Annotated in this window: 8 protein-coding genes; 4 read left to right on the top strand and 4 right to left on the bottom strand. The window is 50.5% G+C overall.

What is annotated here, in order from left to right; all coding sequences use genetic code 11:
• Positions 1 to 111 precede the first annotated feature (111 nt).
• The 4 genes from ACQ4MZ_RS00615 to ACQ4MZ_RS00600 all read left to right on the top strand — a co-directional run bounded on the left by ACQ4MZ_RS00615 (position 112) and on the right by ACQ4MZ_RS00600 (position 17,105).
• Positions 112 to 4,188 (top strand): FG-GAP-like repeat-containing protein, encoded by a 4,077-nt coding sequence (locus tag ACQ4MZ_RS00615; RefSeq protein ID WP_430841924.1) that lies wholly within the window; start codon positions 112 to 114, stop codon positions 4,186 to 4,188.
• Between the two features lie 243 nt (positions 4,189 to 4,431).
• Positions 4,432 to 8,526, top strand: a complete 4,095-nt coding sequence (locus tag ACQ4MZ_RS00610; protein ID WP_430841922.1) for an FG-GAP-like repeat-containing protein — start codon at positions 4,432 to 4,434, stop codon at positions 8,524 to 8,526.
• Between the two features lie 178 nt (positions 8,527 to 8,704).
• Entirely contained in the window at positions 8,705 to 12,868 is a 4,164-nt protein-coding gene (locus ACQ4MZ_RS00605; RefSeq protein ID WP_430841920.1) for an FG-GAP-like repeat-containing protein, read from the top strand.
• Positions 12,869 to 13,043: 175 nt separating this feature from the next.
• Positions 13,044 to 17,105 (top strand): T9SS type A sorting domain-containing protein, encoded by a 4,062-nt coding sequence (locus ACQ4MZ_RS00600; RefSeq protein WP_430841918.1) that lies wholly within the window; start codon positions 13,044 to 13,046, stop codon positions 17,103 to 17,105.
• A 113-nt stretch (positions 17,106 to 17,218) separates the two neighbouring features.
• On the opposite strand, the gene ACQ4MZ_RS00595 is transcribed toward ACQ4MZ_RS00600, so the two are convergent.
• The 4 genes from ACQ4MZ_RS00595 to thrA form a co-directional block, all read right to left on the bottom strand.
• Positions 17,219 to 18,118 (bottom strand): nucleotidyltransferase family protein, encoded by a 900-nt coding sequence (locus tag ACQ4MZ_RS00595; RefSeq protein ID WP_430841916.1) that lies wholly within the window; start codon positions 18,116 to 18,118, stop codon positions 17,219 to 17,221.
• A gap of 135 nt (positions 18,119 to 18,253) precedes the next feature.
• On the bottom strand, positions 18,254 to 18,580 hold the full coding sequence (locus ACQ4MZ_RS00590) for a HesB/IscA family protein (protein WP_430841914.1): 327 nt from the start codon (positions 18,578 to 18,580) through the stop codon (positions 18,254 to 18,256).
• Positions 18,581 to 18,950: 370 nt separating this feature from the next.
• Positions 18,951 to 19,880, bottom strand: coding sequence for a homoserine kinase (locus ACQ4MZ_RS00585; RefSeq protein WP_430841912.1), 930 nt, complete (start codon positions 19,878 to 19,880; stop codon positions 18,951 to 18,953).
• Between the two features lie 16 nt (positions 19,881 to 19,896).
• Positions 19,897 to 22,353, bottom strand: a complete 2,457-nt coding sequence (gene thrA, locus ACQ4MZ_RS00580; RefSeq protein ID WP_430841910.1) for a bifunctional aspartate kinase/homoserine dehydrogenase I — start codon at positions 22,351 to 22,353, stop codon at positions 19,897 to 19,899.
• Between the last annotated feature and the right edge of the window lie 118 nt (positions 22,354 to 22,471).

Below are 22,471 nucleotides of genomic sequence, written 5' to 3'. Positions count from 1 at the left end.
GGCTAAGCGGTTTTCACCTGAGAATAATCGTTTAACCTTTTTAATTCCCGCACTCACAAAATTTGGGCGCGGGAATATTACCGTAATCCAAAACTATCAATACACACGAGTATGAAAAAGATTTATCAACGGGCCATGGCCGTTGCCCTGGCCGGAACGACTCTCCTCGGAGCAGGGTTGTGGCACCAACACCACCGAATGAGCCCGACCCCTGCCAAACAAGTAACGAAAAACGCCGACACATTACCGACAGGCGTTTCCGAAGCAACGCTGGCAAACATCCGCAGCTCGCTGGAAAAGCAGGAATACCACATTTCCTACGATGAGCAAAAGAAGAAGCTGCAAAGCCCCAACCGCCGGAACAACATCCGGGCCTACTACGAGCCGGGCAAACTCACCGTCCAGACGCGCGTCGACACCACCGGACAGGGCTTTAAAATGGAATTGGTGAATGAAGGCATCTTCGCCGACGGCAAGCTGCTTTATGCCCCTGAAATGGCCGCAAAGGCAGAGCATCACGAAAACAAAGTCCAGATCAATCACAGCGCATTCACGGAGGAGTTTATCAACAACGAAGACGGCGTCCGCCAGAATTTCATCATCGAAAACGCTCCCGAAGGCACACGGCAATTGCAGGTCAGAATGAATGCCAAAGGCCTTAAAGTGGAACAGAGCCCCGGTAACGCGCTGCGCTTCTATTCCGAAACAGCCAAAGGCGAAACCCGCAATGAACTTGTGTACAGTGACCTCAAATGCTGGGACGCTAACAAGAAGCCGTTGAATGCGACACTGGCTTATGCGGACAATCGCATTCAGATCAGCGTGGACGTTGCAGGTGCCGACTATCCCGTCACCATTGACCCGATTATTGCCAATGGTACGCCGCAGAATGCCAACAAGGTAATCCAGATAGATCAGAGCTACATGCACCTAGGCTTCTCCGTATCCAGTGCCGGGGATGTAAATGGAGATGGTTACAGCGATGTGATCGTCGGTGCGCCGGATTATGACAAGGGGCAAAATAACGAAGGGGCCGCATTTGTGTACAAAGGCGACCCGTCGGGGTTAACCCTGACAGCCGTTACGCTGGAATGTAACCAGGCTGATGCTAAAATGGGGTATTCTGTGGCGAGTGCTGGCGATTTTAATGGCGATGGATTTAGTGATGTGATTGTAGGAATACCGTACTATGATGAGGATGCTATCGACCAAGGGCGAGCAAATCTCTATCTTGGTTCCGCTACATTTTTTAGTTCGTCAATCACGGCCTATGATTTTGGTAACGATCACGCGGGGGCTTTACTGGGAATTAATGTAGCAACCGCTGGTGACATTAATGGTGATGGTTTTAGCGATGTCTTGATCGGTGCCACGCAAGATTCCAATGGGCAAAGTAAGGAAGGAACAGTGGCCGTATGCAAAGGCAGCGCCAATGGAAATCTACATTCCGCAGTTACCCTTCTCGAAGCCAACCAGGCCAATGCCCAATTCGGCTACTCCATCGCCCCCGCAGGCGACATCGATGCGGACGGATACAGCGATATCATCGTAGGCGCGCGCTGGTATACCAATGGACAAGGACAGGATGCGGAAGGTGCGGCCTTCATCTATCGTGGAGGGAGCAACGGTCTTCAGGGAAACCCGACAGTCATAGAAGGTAACCAATACAATGCCGCCATGGGCAACAAAGTGAGCTCGGCCGGCGATGTGAATGGGGACGGGTACAGTGATGTGCTGATCAGCGCTTATTTGTACGATCAAAATGTTGCGAACCAGAAAGACCATGGAATTGTCAATCTGTACCTTGGATCTTCAACCGGCATTAGCTCACAACAGCCGCCATCCAGAACCTTTTTCGGCAAGGACAACGACCATATGGGCTCCTCGATTGCCTGTGCAGGTGACGTAAATGGGGACGGCTATTCTGACATTCTTCTTGGCGCAGAATACTACGATAACGGTCAGTTCAATGAAGGTGGTGTGTTCGTCTATTATGGATCGAAAGGCAATGTGGGAATAGTGGGTGATCCGGTCGCTACGATGGAAAGCAACCAGGGCGATGGCTGGTTCGGCACCGCCGTTGCCAGCGCCGGGGACGTGAATGGGGATGGGTATAGTGATATTCTGATTGGCTGCTACACATTTGACAATGGGCAGAAGGATGAAGGGCATGTATTTGTGTACCATGGCGGTGCGGAAGGGATTGGTAAAAAGGATGCGTTAACAATCACGAACGGCAAGCCGAATGCCCAAATGGGCCTTTCCATAGCGAGTGCAGGTGACGTTAATGCGGATGGCTATGACGACGTTGTCGTGGGGGCACCCTATTTTGATGATGGGCAGGCTAGCGAAGGAGCAGCATTTGTCTATTACGGATCTGTCGACGGATTAATTACCAATACCTATCACCTGTTGCAAAAAGATCAGGCGAACTCTTTCTTTGGCGGCTCCGTTGCAGGCGCAGGAGATACCAATGGAGACGGCTTTGATGACGTCCTCATTGGTGCCAAGGAATATACCATTGGAGAAAGTAATGAAGGGATAGTGTTTTTGTACTTTGGCACAGCATCGGGTATCGATATGAACGTACAACCCAAGGCACTGCAAATGAATAAAGCCGATTCGGATTTTGGTTACGCAGTCGCTGGTGCGGGAGACATCAATCGTGACGGATATGCCGATATTATCATTGGTTCTCCCACCTATATCGCGCAAGGCATAGCTTTGGTTTGCTTCGGAGGAGTCAACGGGCCAGCAAATCAAGTCACCCTTACCGGATTTACCAACACTCATTTTGGTGAAGCAGTGTCCTCGGCAGGTGATGTCAACGGAGATGGGTACGGCGACGTGATCGTAGGTGCCTGGGGTGCAGCGATCGGAGAACAGGGAGAAGGCGCTGCCTACATTTATCACGGAGCATCTTCGGGTCTTGACGCGACTTACGACAAACGTCTGGAAGGTAACCAAGTCGATGCTAATTTCGGCTATTCAGTTGCTTCCGCTGGAGATGTGAATGCGGATGGATATAGTGATGTGATCGTGGGAGCCCGCTATTATGACAAGGGCGAATCCAATGAAGGTGCCGCGATTGTCTATTATGGAACAATCGGAGGTATCAATGACGTCAGCCCTGCGCCCACTTATCTGGAAGCAAACGTCACTGGGGCCTATTTCGGATGGTCGGTCAACAGCGCGGGAGATGTAAATGGGGACGGATACAGTGATGTGATTGTGGGCGCTCCCAGTTTCTCCGTCGGTCAAAGTAATGAGGGAAATGTATTTGTTTACCATGGCTCCCCCAATGGGGTTAAAACAGCCAGTTCATTCAGTAATGAAAGTAATACCGCCGGTAACTTTCTGGGCAAAGCGGTTACGGGAGCCGGTGATGTCAACGGCGATGGGTATAGTGATGTTCTTGTGGGAGCAAATGGCTACAATAACGGACAAGCAGCTGATGCAGGAGCGGCCTTCTTTTATTATGGTAACAATGGCAAAGGATTGCGGAATAATGTACGGCTCTATAATGCTGGCACATCAACTCCAATCAACCACAATAATTTCAACGCCCCGGATTTCAATATCGGGCTATTTATGAAATCATTTTTAGGAGGTGGCAACAAAAATGCTTCGTTTATGAGAGAAGTGAAGGGGGCAGGTACAGCATTTTCAAAAACAGGAAGCAATCCAATCACCAATAGTACGAGTTACTCGCACTTCTCGGATTATGTAAATCTTTCAGCAACGGGGGACCAGTATATACCTTTACAGGACAAAGTAGGAATTTCCACCAAACTCCGCGCACGCGTACGTTACTCGTCCGTGCTCGCCATCACCGGCCAGAGGTACGGCCCGTGGCGCTACGTACAACGCCAGCTCGCAGGCTACAACAATGCCCCGGTACCGGAAGAAGCAATGGCGGAAACGATCAAACGGAAAGCAGAACCGAAAATCGAAACTTCCGTTTCCCTTTTCCCGAACCCGGCTTCGGATCGCCTGTCCATTCAGGCAACGGATCCTTCCGATATCCGGGCGACTCGGCTTTATAATACTAGCGGAACACCCGTTTTCCAATCGCAGCGATACGAAAAAGACATCGACGTAAGCAAACTGCCCGGTGGCGTTTATATCCTCATGCTCAACCGGGCCAGCGGCACACCTACATCGCACCGGGTATTGATCCGGCGATAAGCCCCTCCCCCAACGCCTCCCCCGTGCCGTGGGGAGGCGTTTACTTTCTGCATTGCCGGACGTTCCACGCCGGGGCATACAGCTTAAAGCCTACCGCTTACAGCTTCCATGCCGTCTACTCATTCCAGTTCCCCCGGCGGCTAAACGGTTTGAAATCGCTTTTGAAGTATCGCTAAACTTTACGCAAGCGTTTCGCGTAACCCCTTCTTGTAACCGATTGTTTCACTTAAAGGATTTCTGACTATGAAAAGTCGTTACATGCCCATTCTGTACGTAGGAATGGTTTTCGCAGCATTTGCTGCCGGTTTTCACTCCTTGGACCGTCTCAACCGGGCGGTACCACGGAACCCCGTTAAAGCACGGCCAACCTCTAATTTACCAGCTGAGGTTCCCGAAACAACCCTATCGGACATTCGAAATGCGCTCGAGAAACAGGAGTACCACATTTCCTTCGATCCGCAAAAAAAGAAACTGCAAAGCCCCAACCGACGGAACAACATCCGCGCCTACTACGAACCGGGGAAGCTGACCGTCCAGACCCGCGTCGACACTATCGGAGACGGCTTCAAAATGGAATTGGTGAACGAAGGCATATTCGCCGACGGCAAGCTACTTTATACCCCCGAAATGGCCGCAAAGGCAGAGCACCACGAAAACAAAGTCCAGATCAATCACAGCGCATTCACGGAGGAGTTTATCAACAACGAAGACGGCGTCCGCCAGAATTTCATCATCGAAAACGCCCCGCAGGACACCCGGCAATTGCAGGTCAGAATGAACGCCAAAGGCCTGAAAGTGGAACAGAGCCCCGGTAACGCGCTGCGCTTCTTTTCCGAAACAGCCAAAGGCGAAACCCGCAATGAACTTGTGTACAGCGACCTCAAATGCTGGGACGCCAACAAAAAACCGTTGAATGCTACCTTGGCATTTGCGGACAACCGCATTCAGATCAGCGTGGATGTGGCTAATGCGGCTTACCCGGTCACCATTGACCCGATCATCGCCAATGGTACGCCGCAGAATGCCAACAAGGTGCTTGAAATCAATCAGACCTCTATGCACCTGGGCTTCTCCGTATCCAGTGCCGGGGATGTAAATGGAGATGGTTACAGCGATGTGATCGTCGGTGCGCCGGATTATGACAAGGGGCAAAATAACGAAGGGGCCGCATTTGTGTACAAAGGCGACCCGTCGGGGTTGACCCTGACAGCCGTTACGCTGGAAGCCAACCAGGCTGATGCTAAAATGGGATACTCCGTGGCGAGTGCGGGGGATTTCAACGGCGATGGGTTTAGTGATGTGCTGGTAGGGATTCCGTACTACGATGCAAATGCTGTCGACGAAGGACGGGCAAACCTTTATCTGGGATCCGGCACATTTTTTACTTCCGCCATCACCTCTTATGGCTTTGGGAACGGCCATGCCGGCGCTCTTATGGGGATCTCGGTAGCCACAGCAGGGGATGTCGATGGTGACGGATTCAGCGACGTTCTGATCGGCGCAAGTCAGGACTCCGACGGGGAAAGCAAGGAAGGAACTGCAAATCTTTGTTTAGGCAACGCAAATAGCAATTTATTTTCAAAAAAAGTCCCGATTCAAATTGACCAGCCCAACGCCATGTTTGGCTACTCAGTCGCTTCTGCAGGCGACGTAGACGCGGATGGTTATAGCGACATCATCATTGGTGCCCGCTATTATACCAATGGCCAGGGACAGGACGCAGAGGGGGCTGCCTTCATCTTCCGTGGGGGCAGTGGCGTTCTTCAAAGTAATCCGACAATCATAGAAGGCAACCAATACAATGCCGCCATGGGGAACAAGGTAAGCTCGGCTGGAGATGTGAATGGGGATGGATATAGTGATGTGCTGATTAGTGCTTATTTGTATGATGGATTTTATAATGGCCAGTTCAGTAGAGTTGATGCAGGCGTAGTGTATCTGCATCTCGGTTCCTCAACCGGCATTAATACGCAGCCATCTAGCACCTTTACGGGCGAATCTAATGATCACATGGGCTCCTCTATTGCTTGCGCGGGCGACGTAAATGGTGACGGTTATTCCGATATCCTTCTTGGTGCCGAGTACTACGATTACGGTCAGTTTAACGAAGGCGCAGTGTTTGTATACCATGGATCCAAGGATGGAATCCCTAGTTGGGCTTCTCCTGTTTCTCGTTTGGAAAGCAACCAAATCGACGGCTGGTTCGGCACCGCCGTCGCCAGCGCCGGTGATGTGAACGGGGATGGGTACAGTGATATCCTGGTGGGTTGCTATACTTTTGACAACGGTCAGACGGACGAAGGGCATGTGTTTGTTTACCATGGCGGAGCGGAAGGTATTGGTACGAATGGATCGGTAACGCTTTCAGGCAGCGTTACCGATGCCTTGATAGGTTACTCCGTTGCGAGTGCCGGAGACGTAAATAGCGATGGCTTCGATGATGTGATTGTCGGTGCACCGGAGTTTGATTTCAATGGAACAACTGGCGGAGCTGCCTTGGTGTATTATGGATCGATGGATGGGATTCAGCTTGGGAATCAGATCATGTTGAGCAAAAATCAGCCCGACAGCTACTTTGGAACATCTGTAGCCGGGGCTGGCGATATCAATGGTGATGGATATGGTGATATTCTTGTGGGCGCCGATAATTATACCAATGGCCAGACGAGCGAAGGGGCCGCTTTCATATACTTTGGCTCAAATACAGGGATCAATCCCGCATCAGTCAAACAATTGGAGGGCAATATACCGCAACGCGATTTTGGATGTGCAGTTTCAGGTGCGGGCGATCTCAATCGGGATGGTTATGCCGACATCATCATCGGGGACGATGCGTATTCAGCCGGGGAAGGAGGCGAAGGTGCTATACACATCTATTATGGCTCTACCAGCGGCCCTGTCAATGATGCAATTATTGAGTCCAACGTACTATATGCACATATGGGCAACTCCGTTTCTTGTGCCGGCGATGTGAATGGAGACGGATATAGCGACATTGTTGTAGGGGCTTCCGGCTACGACAGTTACAAAGGTGCAGTCTACGTCTTCCATGGCTCCGATCAGGGAATATCGAGTAATAATCCCAAAATTCTGCTGGGTAATCAAATAGGTGCTCAAATGGGCAGGTCCGTTTCAGGAGCCGGGGATGTCAACGGAGATGGATTTAGCGACATTGTAGTAGGGGCACCTTATTTTGACAAACCGGAGGTTGATGAAGGAACTGTCATAGTGTACTACGGCTCATCAAATGGAATTAGTGATGTTAGCCCGGCACCTATTACCCTTGAACAGAATCTCGCAGGTGGCGGATTCGGATTCTCGGTTAAAGGCGCAGGGGACGTGAATGGTGACGGGTACAGCGATATTGTTGCCGGTGCCGCCGATTTTGAAAATGTCGCTGCGATGATTAAAGGAAAAGCATTTGTCTTTCATGGATCGCCCGTAGGGATCAAACCAATAGCAGCATTTAGCGTCGAAAGTAATCAGGATAATGCAAAACTGGGAACCTCCGTTTCCGGCGCGGGAGACGTCAACGGCGACGGATACAGCGACATTATAGTAGGCGCCCCGCATGCCAACTACAACCAGACTAACGATGTCGGCAGTGCGACGGTTTATTATGGCAACAACGGCAAAGGCCTGAAAAACAACGTTCGGCTATTCAATGGTGATCTGGTAACGCCTCTCAATCACAGCCAATTCAGCCAACAGAATTTTGTAGGCACCTTATCCGCCAAGTCATTTATTGGAAGAAACAAGGGCAAATTCGTCTGGGAAACCATGGCACCGGGCATACCTTTTTCGAAAGTGGGAAACAATCCGATCACGACGAGCAATCAGTCGACCGGAGCTTCTGGTAATTTCACCATCATGTCGGGCCTCTCCACCGTACTGGGAGCCTCCATTACCAAGACAGGCGTCGCCACAAAGCTCCGCGTACGCGTACGCTATTCGCCTGTGCTTGCGATCACGGGCCAGATGTATGGTCCTTGGCGGTACCTGCAATCCCAATTGGCAGGCTACAACAATGCACCCGTGCCGGAAGAAGCCACAGCCGAAAACACCAACCGGAAGAAAATGGAGGTCGGTAAGGAAGATCCGGGGCTTTCCATTGTCCCCTACCCCAACCCTGTTTCTGACAAGCTGTTCATCAAGGCAGGAAACATGGATCAGATTCGTTCGGTCCGGCTCCTCACACCGACAGGAAGGCTGATTCATCAATCCCAAAATCCGTCGGCGGAAATGGATGTAAGAAACCTGGAACCGGGAATGTATGTGCTCCTTGTCACGCGGCGGGATGGTTCACAGAGCTCTCATAAGGTAATTATAAAAAAATAAATACTCCCGCACTCCCCGAAAGGCGGCGCTTCTCGAACCCGACGAAGGCCGCCTTTCGCCTTAAAATCATTGCTTTATCCATTCGGCTAAACGGATTCGGTAACAGCTTGCCATAAGCGTAAAATTTGACCCGGCATTTGCTAGTACCCAATTTTTTTAACATAACATCTATTTTAACATGAAACACACTTACAAGTCCATGCTCTTCGCAGCGATGGCCCTGGCGGCAGGAGCCGCGGGTTACTTAGGCATTCATTCCGGGGATGGATTACGGCACCTGCAGATTCCGGCAGAGCAAACTTCCGGCGCCAGCCACGGACAAATTGCAGGCTTATCGCAGGCAAACATTGAAGGTATCAAAGAAATGATCGCCCGGCAGGAGTACCACATTTCGTATGATGAGGTAACGAATTCCCTCCAAAGTCCGAACCGCATGCAGAACCTTCGGGCGTACTACAAACCGGGAAAACTAACCGTACAAAACCGCGTAGATTCGGCCGGGCACAATTTCAGGCTGCACCTGATCAATGAAGGGATTTATGCCGACGGAAAGAAGCTCTTCTCGCCACAATCCGACGCAACCCCGACGAACACCGAAAACAAGCTGCTCATCGACCACAAAGGATTTACCGAAGAGTTTATCAACACCGAAGACGGCGTTCGTCAAAATTTTACTGTTAAAACTGCCCCTGAAAACACGGCCAGCATACAGGTAAGACTCTCTGCCAGAGGCCTCAAAGCAAAGAACGGCGGCAAAAACGAAATCCAATTTTACCGTGAGAATGCAAAAGGTGACTTCGAAAACTACTTGTCGTACAGTGATCTGCATTGCTGGGACGCCAACAAAAAACCGTTGGCGGCAACCCTTGCGTATGTGAATGACCGCGTGGAAATCAACGTATCGGTAGAAGGAGCCGAGTATCCTGTCACGATCGACCCGATAGTAGCGAATGGCAATCCCAATAATGTCAACAAAACGCTGGAATCAGAGCAGAGCTATGCATGGCTGGGCTATTCTGTCGCCAGCGCAGGGGATGTGAACAAAGACGGGTACAGCGATATCATCGTAGGCGCACCTAAATACGACTGGAATGGTGAGGATGCCGGTGCCGCATTTGTTTTTCCGGGATCGGTTACAGGCGTTACCCTCAGCGCGCAAAGACTCAACCGGAACCAGCCATTTGCGCAAATGGGTTATTCCGTTTCCAGTGCCGGTGATGTGAATAAGGATGGGTATAGTGATGTCATCGTGGGATCGCCTTATTGGGAAGACAGCCCCGCCCAAAATAACGAAGGAGCTGCATTTCTATACTTTGGCGGACCAGTAAACCCTCAGAATGCCCCGACAGGCATCAATGCAGGTAGCTGGGTAGTATTTCAATCGGACCAGGCCGAAGCCAACTTCGGTATTTCGGTTGCCATGGCTGGTGACGTCAATGCCGATGGTTACAGCGATTTCATGGTAGGCGCCCATATGTATGATAAGGGTCAAACCAACGAAGGTGTGGCGTTCCTGTATTATGGTTTGGATAACGGATTGGGCTATGATCCTCCAAAAACAGAAATACTTGAATCCAACCAGGCTGATGCCATGTTCGGTTATTCACTTGCCGGTGCCGGGGATATCAATGCAGACGGCGCCAGCGATATTGTAATCGGAGCAAGGCTTTATGATATCAATGCAAACAAAACCAATGAAGGTGCTGCATTCATGTTCAAAGGCAATATCAATTCCACGCCTGTGTCGGCATCACAGCCGCAGGTGATCCTCATGTCCCAAATCGCTACTCCTCAGGCCGACGCCCGCTTTGGCCATACGGTATCCACAGCTGGAGATGTGAATGGTGACGGCTATGCGGATATCGCCATCGGGGCATACTATTTTGACGGCGGCCTTAACAACGAAGGTGCGGTATACATCCATCACGGCAACGCGAGTGGCGTCAACTCGGTGGCCGACAAGGTGATAGAAGGTGAGCAATTTGGCGCCGAGTTTGGCTGGTCGGTTGCGAGTGCCGGAGATGTGAACGGTGATGGCTATGGTGACCTACTGGTAGGCGCCCGGTATTTCGACAATGGGCACCTTAATGAGGGGGCCGCATTTGTATACCACGGTTCCTCAACTGGTTTGAATACGACAGCGGCAAGCATGATCGAAAGCAATCAGGGAGACGCATGGCTGGGATTCGCCGTATCCTCCGCCGGTGATGTAAACGGAGATGGTTACAGCGATATTCTCGTTGGAAGCTACGCCTTTGATCATGGGCAGACGGACGAAGGGCAGGTGTTTGTGTATCATGGCAGTGCGGGAACCGTGGGACCCACCGCAAAGGGAGTTTCCTACTCAACAGCCTCAGGGGCACTTGCAGGCTCCTCCGTGAGCAGCGCCGGTGACGTCAATGGCGACGGCTTAAATGATGTAATCGTGGGAGCGCCCAACTACGATGGAGGACAGGTTGGCGAAGGAGCTACTTTTACCAGTTTAGGTGACGCTGTCACCGGAACCGCAGGTATAAGTAAGTTTGAAACCAACGAGAGTAATGCCCACGTAGGTTGCTCGGTTTCCGAAGCGGGAGATATAGACGGTGATGGCTTCGATGACGTAATTATTGGTGCCAAGGGTGCGGTAAATGGTGTAAACATCGGAGCTGCCTACATTTTCCGCGGCAGCCCTCAGGGACTGGTCTCCGCAGTGTCACAAACGCTCGGCTTTGCGGCAAACCAGGGATTTGGTACCAGTGTTTCAGACGCCGGCGATATCAATCGCGACGGATACGACGACGTGATCGTAGGTTTGCCTTCATATAGTAAAGCCAACGCCAGTCTTTGCGGAGCGGTATACGTTTACTTAGGCTCCAGCAACGGCTTGATAACCCCTCCCACTGTTTTAACCTCCGGGCTTGCAGGTACTCAAATCGGAACTAGCCTCGACAATGCCGGCGATACCAATGGTGACGGATATAGTGACATCGTGGTTGGCGGTAGCCTGGCAAGTATTGGCCAGAACTCAGAAGGTGCAGTCTTTATTTGGCACGGTTCATCATCGGGGCTACCAAGCAATACTGTTTATACTAAACTGCTCCAACTCGACCAGGCTAATGCCGAAATGGGCAACTCCGTTGCAGGAGCAGGCGATGTTAACGGTGACGGATATTCCGACATTATAGTAGGCGCTCACAAATACGATAATGGACAAGGAGACGAAGGTATCGCCGCTGTTTACTACGGCTCCTCTACCGGTATTGTCTCGCAAATCAAAACCGTTCTGGAAGCTAATCAATCAAATGCTTATTTCGGAAGATCTGTGGGCGGCGGCATAGATGTCAATGGGGACGGTTACGACGATGTTGTCGTAGGCGCTCCGGAGTTTGATGGCCAGTCCCCTAATGGCGGAGGTGCATGGGTATTCCATGGGTCAATGAATGGCATCAGCACGACCAGCAATTTCTCCGTCACCAGTGCACAGGCAGAATCTCACATGGGTGAGTCTGTATCTGGCGCAGGAGATTTGAACGGGGATGGTTACGGCGACATATTGGTTGGGATTCCGGGGTACGATCAAAGTGGAGTGACAAACGGAGGCGCGGCATGGGCGTATTTTGGAAATGATGGCTACGCCGGCAAAGCAAAAAGAAGCAATTTGCGTCTCTATAATGATGATCTTACCACCATTATGAATCACGAACAGGATGATGAAGAGGACTTTGGATTGGGACTCGCCGTGACATCCTTTTTGGGACAGAACAATGGCAGACTGGCATGGGACCTTGCTAAATACGGAGAGAGCTTTTCCAAATTAGCTAACACCCCGATTACAAACAGTACTCTAACCGATGGCTACGAAAACAGTTTTTCAAGCCTCTCTCTCGTGGGTGGTAATATGGATTTGAAAGAAGTCATTAACAAACCTCTACCAACGTACGCGGCGCTCCGAGTACGGGGCAGGATCAAGTATGAGTTGGCAACGGCTCTAACTGGTCAGGTCTTTGGGCCATGGCGTTACCTTCCCGGATATGTGATTTACACGCCTCCAATTAGCCCAAACCGAGAAAATGGTGTAGAAGAATTCGAAACCCTAGCAGATCATAATCTGAAAGGTGAATACAAAGATCTCATCACTGTATACCCTAACCCGGTAGCCGAACGCCTCTTCATTCAATCCGCCAACATGGATCAGCTAGCATCGCTCCAACTGATCTCAACGAACGGAACGATGGCATTCACATCCGCCAAGCCGCAAAGCGAAGTAGATGTAAGACACCTCGCAGCCGGATCATACATCCTGGTAATCCACCGCAAGGACGGCTCTAAAACCTCTCACAAGGTTTTGATCAAAAAATAATAGTGCGACTTAGGTTTGAAATGCTTCCCGGAAATTCCGGGGAGCATTTTTTATTTCCGAAGGGTCAATGGTTTCTAACCGATCGGACATCGCTTTCTGATTTCGAGCCCGCTCATTATTAATTTGTAAGCTCGATCGGAACAAATACCTCTTCAAATCAAAACCGGACAAGCTTATGAAAAAGCACTACGCTACTATCATTGGAAGTACGGCCGCAATTGCGGCTATTGCAATAATTCTAGTTCTTGCTTCGCTGATCAGTAATCGAGAGGAGCAAACCTTCTCCATTCAACCGGATATGTCAAAGATTTCTTTGAAAAATGATACGACAGGTAGCGCATTAACCAGCATCCAGAATGAAATTGCGAAACGAGAGTATCACATTACCTTCGATTCAACTCATCATGCACTCCAAAGTCCGAACCGACAGCACAACCTTAGGGCCTACTACCGTCCTGGCAAGCTTGCCATTCAGAACCGCATTGACTCCGCAGGCCAAAACTTCCGGATGGAGCTGGTTAATGAAGGAATCTATGCCGACGGATCCCTCATCGCCAAAGCAGAACCGGACGCTGTTTCCCACAACAGTAATGACACGCTGACAATCACACACCAGGGCTTCGCCGAAGAATTCATTAATAATCAGGCGGGTATCCGGCAAAACTTCATAATCACCCGGGTGCCCGCCCATACGCAGCAATTGTCCGTGCGCCTGTCGGTTCGTGGCTTGCATGCACGGCAGCGGGACGACAGTAATTTAATACTATATTCTAATGACGGCGGTAAGAGAACCGATCGCCTCACATACAGCGACTTGAAATGCTGGGATGCAGAAGGTAAGCCTCTTACTGCGAGCATAGCGCTCTTTGGAAAACAAATTGAAATCAACGTCGACGTGGCTAATGCAGCCTACCCGATTACCATCGACCCGATCATCGCCAACGGCAGCCCGGCCAATGCCGACAAAACACTGGAAATCAACCAAAGCAATGCCTGGCTAGGCTTTTCGGTTTCCACTGCTGGTGATGTAAATGGCGATGGGTACAGCGATGTACTCGTAGGTGCGCCCAAGTACGATAACGGGCAGGCAGATGAGGGCGCCGCCTTCCTGTATCCTGGGACAGCCGGTGGAATCAGTCTCGCTGCTACGGTGCTGGAATGCAACCAGGCCAATGCGCAAATGGGATACTCGGTGAGTAACGCGGGAGATATCAATAAAGACGGTTTCTCCGACATTATGGTGGGAGTACCGTATTACGATGCATCTGTATCCAATGAGGGTGTGGTGATGATCTATAAGGGTTCTGCAAACGGATTGGTCACCAACAGCCCTTCCGTTTTCAAGCTCGATCAGGCAGAAGCTAACCTGGGCATTTCCGTTGCCATGGCAGGCGATGTCAATGGTGACGGTTATTCGGATATGCTGGCCGGGGCCCATCAGTTTGACAACGGGCAGTCCAATGAAGGCGTTGGCGTGCTGATCCTCGGTGTCCCAAATGGCTTGGGGGCGGTAACGTTCCTGGAATGCAACCAACCCAACGCCATGATGGGCTTTGCGGTGGCCAGCGCGGGTGATGTGGATGGCGACGGATTCAGCGACGTAATGGCCGGTGCACGGCTTTACAGCAATGGGCAAGCCCTGGAAGGCGCTGCATTTGTTTTCAAAGGTTCAGTAAATGGGTTGATAACCGCTAATCCGACGATTATTGAAAGTAACCAGATCGACGCCCGGTTCGGGCATGCGCTCTCATCAGCGGGCGACGTGAACGGAGACGGCTTTTCTGACATTGCCCTTGGAGCCTATCAGTACGATAAGGGCAGCAACAACGAAGGAGTGGTTATGATCTATTTCGGGTCGCCAAACCAGATAAATACCATTCCCGACCAAATATTGGAAGGCGACCAGATCGAGGCACAATTCGGTTTCTCAGTCGCCTGTGCAGGCGATGTGAATGCCGATGGCTTTGCAGATTTGATCGTTGGTGCGCGGTACTACGACAAAGGGCAGAACAATGAAGGTGCCGCATTCATTTATCAGGGCTCCCGAGATGGCCTGGTTCCAGCAACTTCGGTCCTGGAAAGTAATCAGGGCGACGCCTGGCTGGGCAGCGCGGTGGCACCCGCAGGCGATGTGAATGGCGATGGATTTAGTGATGTATTGGTAGGGAGTTATGCATTTGATCATGGGCAGAAGGATGAGGGCAGTGTGTTTGTTTGGTACGGGGGCGGAGACAGCGTTAAAGAGACTGTCATAACCAATTTGGAAATGAACTTGCCTGATACACACTTCGGCTGGTCCGTGGCAGGTGCGGGCGACGTCAATGGTGACAGCTTCGGAGACATTGTTGTGTCCGCCGACGGCTATGATAATGGAGAATTAAATGAAGGTGCTGCATTCATATTTTACGGGACAACTAATGGTATCTCGCAGGATACAGTAACGATTATCGAGAGCAACCAAATAGGAGTAAAAATGGGCATCGTTACCTCCGCAGGTGACGTGAATGGGGACGGTAACGATGACATAATAATTGGCATCCCATGGTATAACATTACTCCGGCGGCGGCTGAGGGAGCAATATTTGTCTTTTATGGAAGTCCGCAAGGCATAACGGCAGCAGCAAAAACAGTAATTTATGGAAGCCAGGCAGGAGCACAATTGGGTTTTTCAGTTTCCTCTGCCGGAGACATAAATAGAGACGGTTATGCCGATATTATTGCGGGAGAGCCTTACTACGATTTAACCAAATTCAACAATGAGAACGAAGGCAGGGCACACATTTTTTACGGGTCAGCATTGGGAATAGATAAAACATCGACAATTATTAACGGTCCACCCAATGGCACAAATATGGGTTGGTCGGTTTCAGGCGCTGGCGATCTGAATGCCGATGGCTATCATGACGTTGTTATCGGGAATCCATTGCTTGACTCGAAAGGTGCCATCTTTGTTTTAAACGGCTCCTCAGTGGGCGTCGATCCTGTAAATCCAACTATTCTCCCTGCACTTTTAAACACCTCATCTTTTGGCGCATCAGTATCCGACGCGGGCGATATTAATGGCGACGGTTTTGGCGACATTATGGCAGGTGCCTATCTGGCAACAAATGATCAGGGCAATGAAGGTGGAGCAATAATTTACTATGGCTCCGCCTCAGGCATAAGCGATACACCATTCATCGTGGAAAGTAATTTTCAAAATGGTTATTTTAACACTGCTTCAACAGCTGGTGATCTAAATGGCGATGGATTTAGTGATATTGTTATGAGCAGCTGGACATTTTCGTCTGGTCAATCAAAGGAAGGAGCAATTTTAGTTCTATTGGGCTCCGAGGTCGGTATTAGCAGCGAACACAAAATTTTTATTGAAAGTAATCAAAAGGATGCCAATTTCGGACATTCGATAGCATTTGCGGGCGATTTAAACGCCGACGGTTACAGCGAAATACTTGTGGGCTCACCGAGATATGACAATAACCAACTAGATGAAGGAAGAGTATTTGTTTACTACGGCAACGCCACATTAGGCACCCGCAACAACCTCCGCCTCTACAACACCGACCTCTCCACCCCCATCAACCACACCCAATTCGCCCAAACCAACTTCGGCGCGGGCCTTTTTGCCAAATCCTTCATAGGCAGAAACAAAGGCAAGCTGGTATGGGAAACCAAACCGACCGGGCAGGGCTTTTCCAAAGGCAGCAACAATCGCATTACCAACAGTACCCAATCCACTGCATCGCAAAATGCTTACTCGAACCTGGGAACGACTGGCTTCGAGCTGAAAAATGTGATCGACAAGCAAGGGCCGGGTACCAAGGTGCGGGTGCGTGTCAAATATGACCCTGTTTTGGCATTAACCGGGCAATCCTACGGGCCGTGGCGGTATTTACCGGCCTATCTGATGGGAAATGGTACTGCGCCTGTGCCGGAGGAAAAAGGAGGTAATTTATCAGAAATTATCGAAAAAAGAGCAATCCGTTTGGAGGAGGGGAAAGCATCGGAAGTAGCCAAGATTTATCCCAACCCTGTTTCCAGCCGATTGAATATCGATCTCAAAGACAAAGACCAGGTGCAAAGTTTGAGAATCCTCACAGCAACAGGATCGGTGATGTATCAATCAAACGAGCTTCGATCATTTGTAGATGTGAGCAAACTCCCCGAAGGCGCTTACTTCCTGATCATTACGAAAACGGACGGCTCCCATACCACCCGTCAAATACTGATACGCAGATAATACATAAGAACTTCATAAATAAGGTTTAGATGTAATGCAAAAGGCGTCCGCGAAATTCGCGGACGCCTTTTAGTTAAATGCTTGCTGTTTCAAAAGAGACTTATCAGAATGCATTACTCCCACAATTTCGAAGGATAAGCCCCTGCCTCGTGTAATGCATTCAGTGAAGCCTGTACCGATGGCTTGTCTTCAGGATAAGTAACCCCGAACCAGTCCGAAGCGATACGGAACACGCGGCAATCGCCCAGGCCGCTTTTGATGATGTGCGTCATCACGGTCGGGATGTAGAATTCGGCTTTCGGGGTGTTGATATTTTCGCGGGCGTATTTTTCGAAAAGGTCCTTAGTGATCGGGAACATCGAGGGTTTAAAGCCCCAGAAGTTCATCGATACCGGTGTTTCAGGTGCCAACTCGGTACGTGTTTCACCTTCTTCGAAATAAATTACACCGTTTTCTTCAAATATTTTGGTACGTTCCACCACGGATTCGAGGTTGTGATCCTCGCGCTCCACGCATACACCACGTGAGACGGTACCGTTTTCGGAAAGCGTGCGTTTCAGCTCGTAACCGATCATAGCATGCTGCTTGTCGTTGGTGTCCGTTTGCAGGAATTTGGCCATGGTTTCAAATGCATCGCGGCCATAGAAATCGTCGGCATTGATCACGGCAAATGGCGTGTCGGTTTGCTCCCAGGCGCATAGGGTGGCGTGGCCGGTTCCCCATGGTTTGGTACGCTCGACAGTCCCCAGGTCTTCGGGAACGTAGGATTGAACGCCCTGAATCGCGAAGTCGAAGTCGATCTTACCTTTGAGTTTAGGGGCAAAAATTGCTTCGGCGCTGTCCTTGATCTCCTGGCGTACGATGAATACTACTTTTCCAAAACCTGCGCGAATGGCGTCGTATAAAGAATAATCGATGATGGTTTCTCCGTTGGGACCGAACTGGTCGAGCTGCTTGATACCTCCGTACCTGCTACCGATGCCGGCAGCCAAAATCAAAAGAGTTGGTTTCATTCAAATGGATTTAAACGTTCCTTTAATGCGGTGTGTAAAAGACGGTTCAAAATAAACCCATTCAAAACGATAAAAAAAACGCGCTCCGGGTTTCGGAGCGCGTTTTTCCAAAATAAAATATTTTAATAATTTTAATTATACCGCGAAGCTCTCGCCGCATCCGCACGTGCGGGTGGCATTGGGATTGATGAACTGGAATCCTTTCCCGTTCAACCCGTCGGTGAAATCAAGGGTCGTTCCGGCCAGATATAGAAGGCTCTTTTTGTCTACGATAATTTTCACTCCTTTATCCTCGAAGACCATATCGTTCGGCTTCGACTCGGAGTTGAATTCGAGGTTATATGTGAGACCCGAACAACCACCGCCCAACACGCCTACACGAATCTGATAATCGTCTTCAAAACCGTCAGCCTTGCGGAGTTCTACAATCTTATTTTTGGCTGAATCGCTTACCGTAACCATTTTTCTAATGTTTTTATTACCTGTCCAAATTAACGTTTTAACCGAACCTGAAAGTTCAAATTCTGGCCGAAAACACGTAATTCACCCCTAGTCATTACTCGGAGCAGGTCGTGATTTCAGAAAAAATCGCGTAGCGATGTAATATCGGTAGTCAGAAGGTTGTACCCTATTTATCTAAATCCCGTCAGGGATGCCACAACAGATGCCCTGCGGTCCCTGATAATGCCTTGCTGTTACATGCCCAAGGGCATTTCGAGACATTGTAAAGCCTCCATTTTGCTACCAATATTTCATGCCTAACCGCATTTCTCACTACTCGCACGCTCTTTCCGACGCCCCATTCACTCATTCCCCGTTCCACGGCGGATCATTACAATATCACCGCCCCGCCCTGGTTAATGCCTGAAACGTGCACGGCCGATTCAATCCCTGCACTCGCAAACCGCTCCTGCATGGCCTTACCGGCATTTTTCGCGTTCTCAATTCCCCGGCTCAATGCAAACATCGACGGCCCGGCGCCTGAAATACTGCATCCCAGCGCCCCATTGGAGATAGCGGCCTGTTTTACTTCTTTGAACTCCGGAATCAGGATCGAACGAACGGGCTCGATGATCACATCTACCATCGAGCGACTGACCAGATCATAATCCGCTTTCATAAGGCCCGCTACCAGACCCGCCACATTGCCCATTTGAGCGATTGTATTTTTCAAAGAAACTTCATTCCGTAAAATGAAGCGGGCATCTTTGGTATTGATCTCGATATCGGGATGCACGAGCGTGCAATAAAGGTCGTCCGGCACCGGGATCGTGAAGATATCCAATGGGTTATAACTACGAATCACGACAAAACCGCCCAAAAGCGACGGCCCCACATTATCCGCATGCGCCGAACCGGAAGCAATGCGCTCGCCTTCCATCGCGAACGGCAACAATTCTTTACGGCTCAACGGATTACCCAGTAATTCGTTCATTGCCACCACACCCGCCACCGCGCTCGCCGCGCTGGACCCCATTCCGCTGCCGAGCGGCATATTTTTACGCAAAACCACTTCGCAGCCAAGGTCTGTGATACCCAGATGTTTCAGCAGGGCAAGCATCACCACGGTCACAGAATTCTTCTCCGCCTGACGCGGCAACCGACCTTCATCACCCGTAATGTCGGTAATAACAATCCCCGGCTCGTCCCGCTTGGTCAACTCAACGGTATCCCCCGGCTCCTGGATAGCAAACCCGAAAATATCAAACCCACACGACACATTAGCGACTGTCGCCGGCGCAAAAGCTTTTACTGAATTCACTGTAAGTGGTTGTTTTCTATCCCAAATAGCTACTGATACTCATGATATCCGCAAATACACCTGACGCTGTCACCTCGGCGCCGGCCCCCGGGCCTTTGATCACGAGCGGGCGATCCTTATAACGTTCCGTAGTGAAGGACACGATGTTGTCGCTGCCCGAAAGCGTGTAAAACGGATGCGAGGCGTCTACGGTTTTGAGCTCGATGGTGGCTTTGCCGTTTTCAAGCGTCGCGATGTAGCGAAGTTTTTCGCCGTTCGCTTCCGCCGCTGCCTGAATATCTGCGAAATACGCGTTCGAGATTTCCAGTTCCCCGAAAAATGCATCCACAGTGGGCGCGTTCAGGCAGTTCGCGGGCAGGATTTGCGAAATTTTCACTTCTTCCGGTTCCAATGCCACCCCTACTTCCCGCGAAAGGATCAGGATTTTACGGCCTACGTCGGCACCGCTGAGGTCGTCGCGCGGGTCGGGCTCGGTGAAACCTTTGGCTTTGGCTTCTTTTACGACGTCCACAAAGCGGTTGTCGCCGCCGAAATTGTTGAATATATAGGATAGCGTTCCCGAAAGGATCGCCTCGATTTTCAGGAATTTGTCGCCGCTCGCCATCAATCCCTGAATGGTATTGATGATCGGCAGACCTGCGCCTACGTTGGTTTCGTACAGGAACTTCACGCCGCGCTGCAATGCGGTGCGCTGCAATGCAATGTACTCCGAATAGCTGCCCGAGTTGGCCACTTTATTGGGCGTCACGACGCTGATACTCGCGTCAAGCAGCATATGGTAGTACTGCACAATGTCCTTGTCGGAAGTACAATCCACAAAAACGCTATTCGGCAGGTTGAGCTCGATCATGCGCTGCACGAATGCGGGCAGGCTCGTTTTTACGCCCTCATCCATTACACGGTCGCGCCAGTTTTCAGGCTTGATGCCGTCCGGATCGAGGAGCATTTTTTTGGTATTGGATAAACCGGCGATATTCAGGTTCAGCAACTTTTCTTCGCGCAGATACTGGGTCTGGTTGCGTATTTGCTCGATCAGCGTGCCGCCGATTAACCCTACCCCGACGATAAACAAGTTCAGCGAGCGCGTTTCCGATTGGAAGAATACGCCGTGAATCGCGTTCAAAGCCTTGGAAAGATCGCTTTTGGAGATCACCACTGAAATATTGAGCTCCGAAGAACCTTGCGCGGTGGCAACCACATTGATACCGTTTTTGCCCAAAGCCGAGAACAGCTTGCCCGAAATACCGGTGTTCTTCTTCATTCCCTCGCCCACAATCGCAACGATCGACAGGTTTTTCTCCACGGAAATCCCATCGATATGCCCCAGACCGATCTCTGTCGCGAATTCTTTTTCGAGTACGTCGATCGCCTTTTGCGCATTCTTCGGATCAATAGAGAAGCAGATCGAATGCTCCGATGACGCCTGCGAAATGAGGATCACGCTGATCGCATTGTTGGATAGTGCGGTAAACAAACGCCCGGAAATACCGGCAACGCCGATCATCCCGCTGCCCTGGATATTCACGAGCGCGATTTCGTCGATCGACGAGATTCCGGTGATCACATACTCCTTACCGTTAGCGGATTTTTGAACATAAGTTCCTTCAAAATCGGTATTGAAAGTATTGAGCACTTTCAGCGTGATATTCTTCGCAAATGCCGGCTGCAGGCTCGGCGGATAAATCACCTTCGCACCGAAATGCGACAGTTCCATCGCTTCCGCGTAGGAAATGGACGGGATCGTAAATGCATTCGCGACTTTGCGCGGATCGGCGGTCATCATACCGTCGACGTCCGTCCAGATTTCGATCGAATCGGCTTCCAGCGCGGCGCCCAGGATGGATGCCGTATAATCGGAGCCCCCCCGGCCGAGTGTCGTAGTAACACCCTCGGCAGTGGATGCGATAAAACCCGTGACACATTGCAGCGCCGGGCTTTTCGCGAAATGCTCTAATATTAAATGATTGGTAACTTCAAAATTAACATCCCCCATGCCATAAGTAGCATTGGTACGGATCACCTGGCGCGCGTCGCAGAATTCGGCGGCTACGCCTTTACTTTTGAGGATTTCGGTGATAACCAGCGTCGAAAGGCGCTCACCGAAGCTCATAATAAGGTCCAGCGTGCGTTCCGACAGCTCACGGATCCAGGAGACACCCCGGAGAATGTCTTCCAGCTCATTGAAAAGGCCGCGCACAGCCGCAAATGTGCTACTCTGGTTTTTCACGGGAATCAGCCCGCGCACGACCGCGAAATGCCTTTCCTCCACGCCTTTCAAAAATTCGACATATTCCGTATTGCCGGCGGCTGCCATTTTCCCGATTTCGATGAGCCTGTTCGTGACCCCGCCCATGGCAGAAAAAACGACCGCGATACGCTCGCCTTTTGACAGATTTTCTTCGAGGATACTGATTACCGTTTTGATACTGTCGACCGATCCGACAGAGGTGCCGCCAAATTTAAGAACCTTCATTTAAAGCTATATTCGAAATATGCGAATGTGAACGGCGCAGGGCCGCTCATTTTGAACAGAATGCAAATATAGCAATTCAAACGCCGCTTACTTTCAATAATACCCCTAAATGCAGGTG

The organism is Dyadobacter sp. BHUBP1 (genome assembly GCF_050587785.1).
Lineage (GTDB): Bacteria > Bacteroidota > Bacteroidia > Cytophagales > Spirosomataceae > Dyadobacter.
Note: the sequence above shows the minus strand (reverse complement) of the source record. Positions and strands in the feature narration are given on the sequence as shown.

Coding starts and splice junctions, on each gene's coding strand:
- ACQ4MZ_RS00605 (WP_430841920.1), top strand. CDS start 8,705: ATGAAACACACTTACAAGTCCATGCTCTTCGCAGCGATGGCCCTGGCG.
- thrA (WP_430841910.1), bottom strand. CDS start 22,353: ATGAAGGTTCTTAAATTTGGCGGCACCTCTGTCGGATCGGTCGACAGT.
- ACQ4MZ_RS00610 (WP_430841922.1), top strand. CDS start 4,432: ATGAAAAGTCGTTACATGCCCATTCTGTACGTAGGAATGGTTTTCGCA.
- ACQ4MZ_RS00600 (WP_430841918.1), top strand. CDS start 13,044: ATGAAAAAGCACTACGCTACTATCATTGGAAGTACGGCCGCAATTGCG.
- ACQ4MZ_RS00595 (WP_430841916.1), bottom strand. CDS start 18,118: ATGAAACCAACTCTTTTGATTTTGGCTGCCGGCATCGGTAGCAGGTAC.
- ACQ4MZ_RS00615 (WP_430841924.1), top strand. CDS start 112: ATGAAAAAGATTTATCAACGGGCCATGGCCGTTGCCCTGGCCGGAACG.
- ACQ4MZ_RS00590 (WP_430841914.1), bottom strand. CDS start 18,580: ATGGTTACGGTAAGCGATTCAGCCAAAAATAAGATTGTAGAACTCCGC.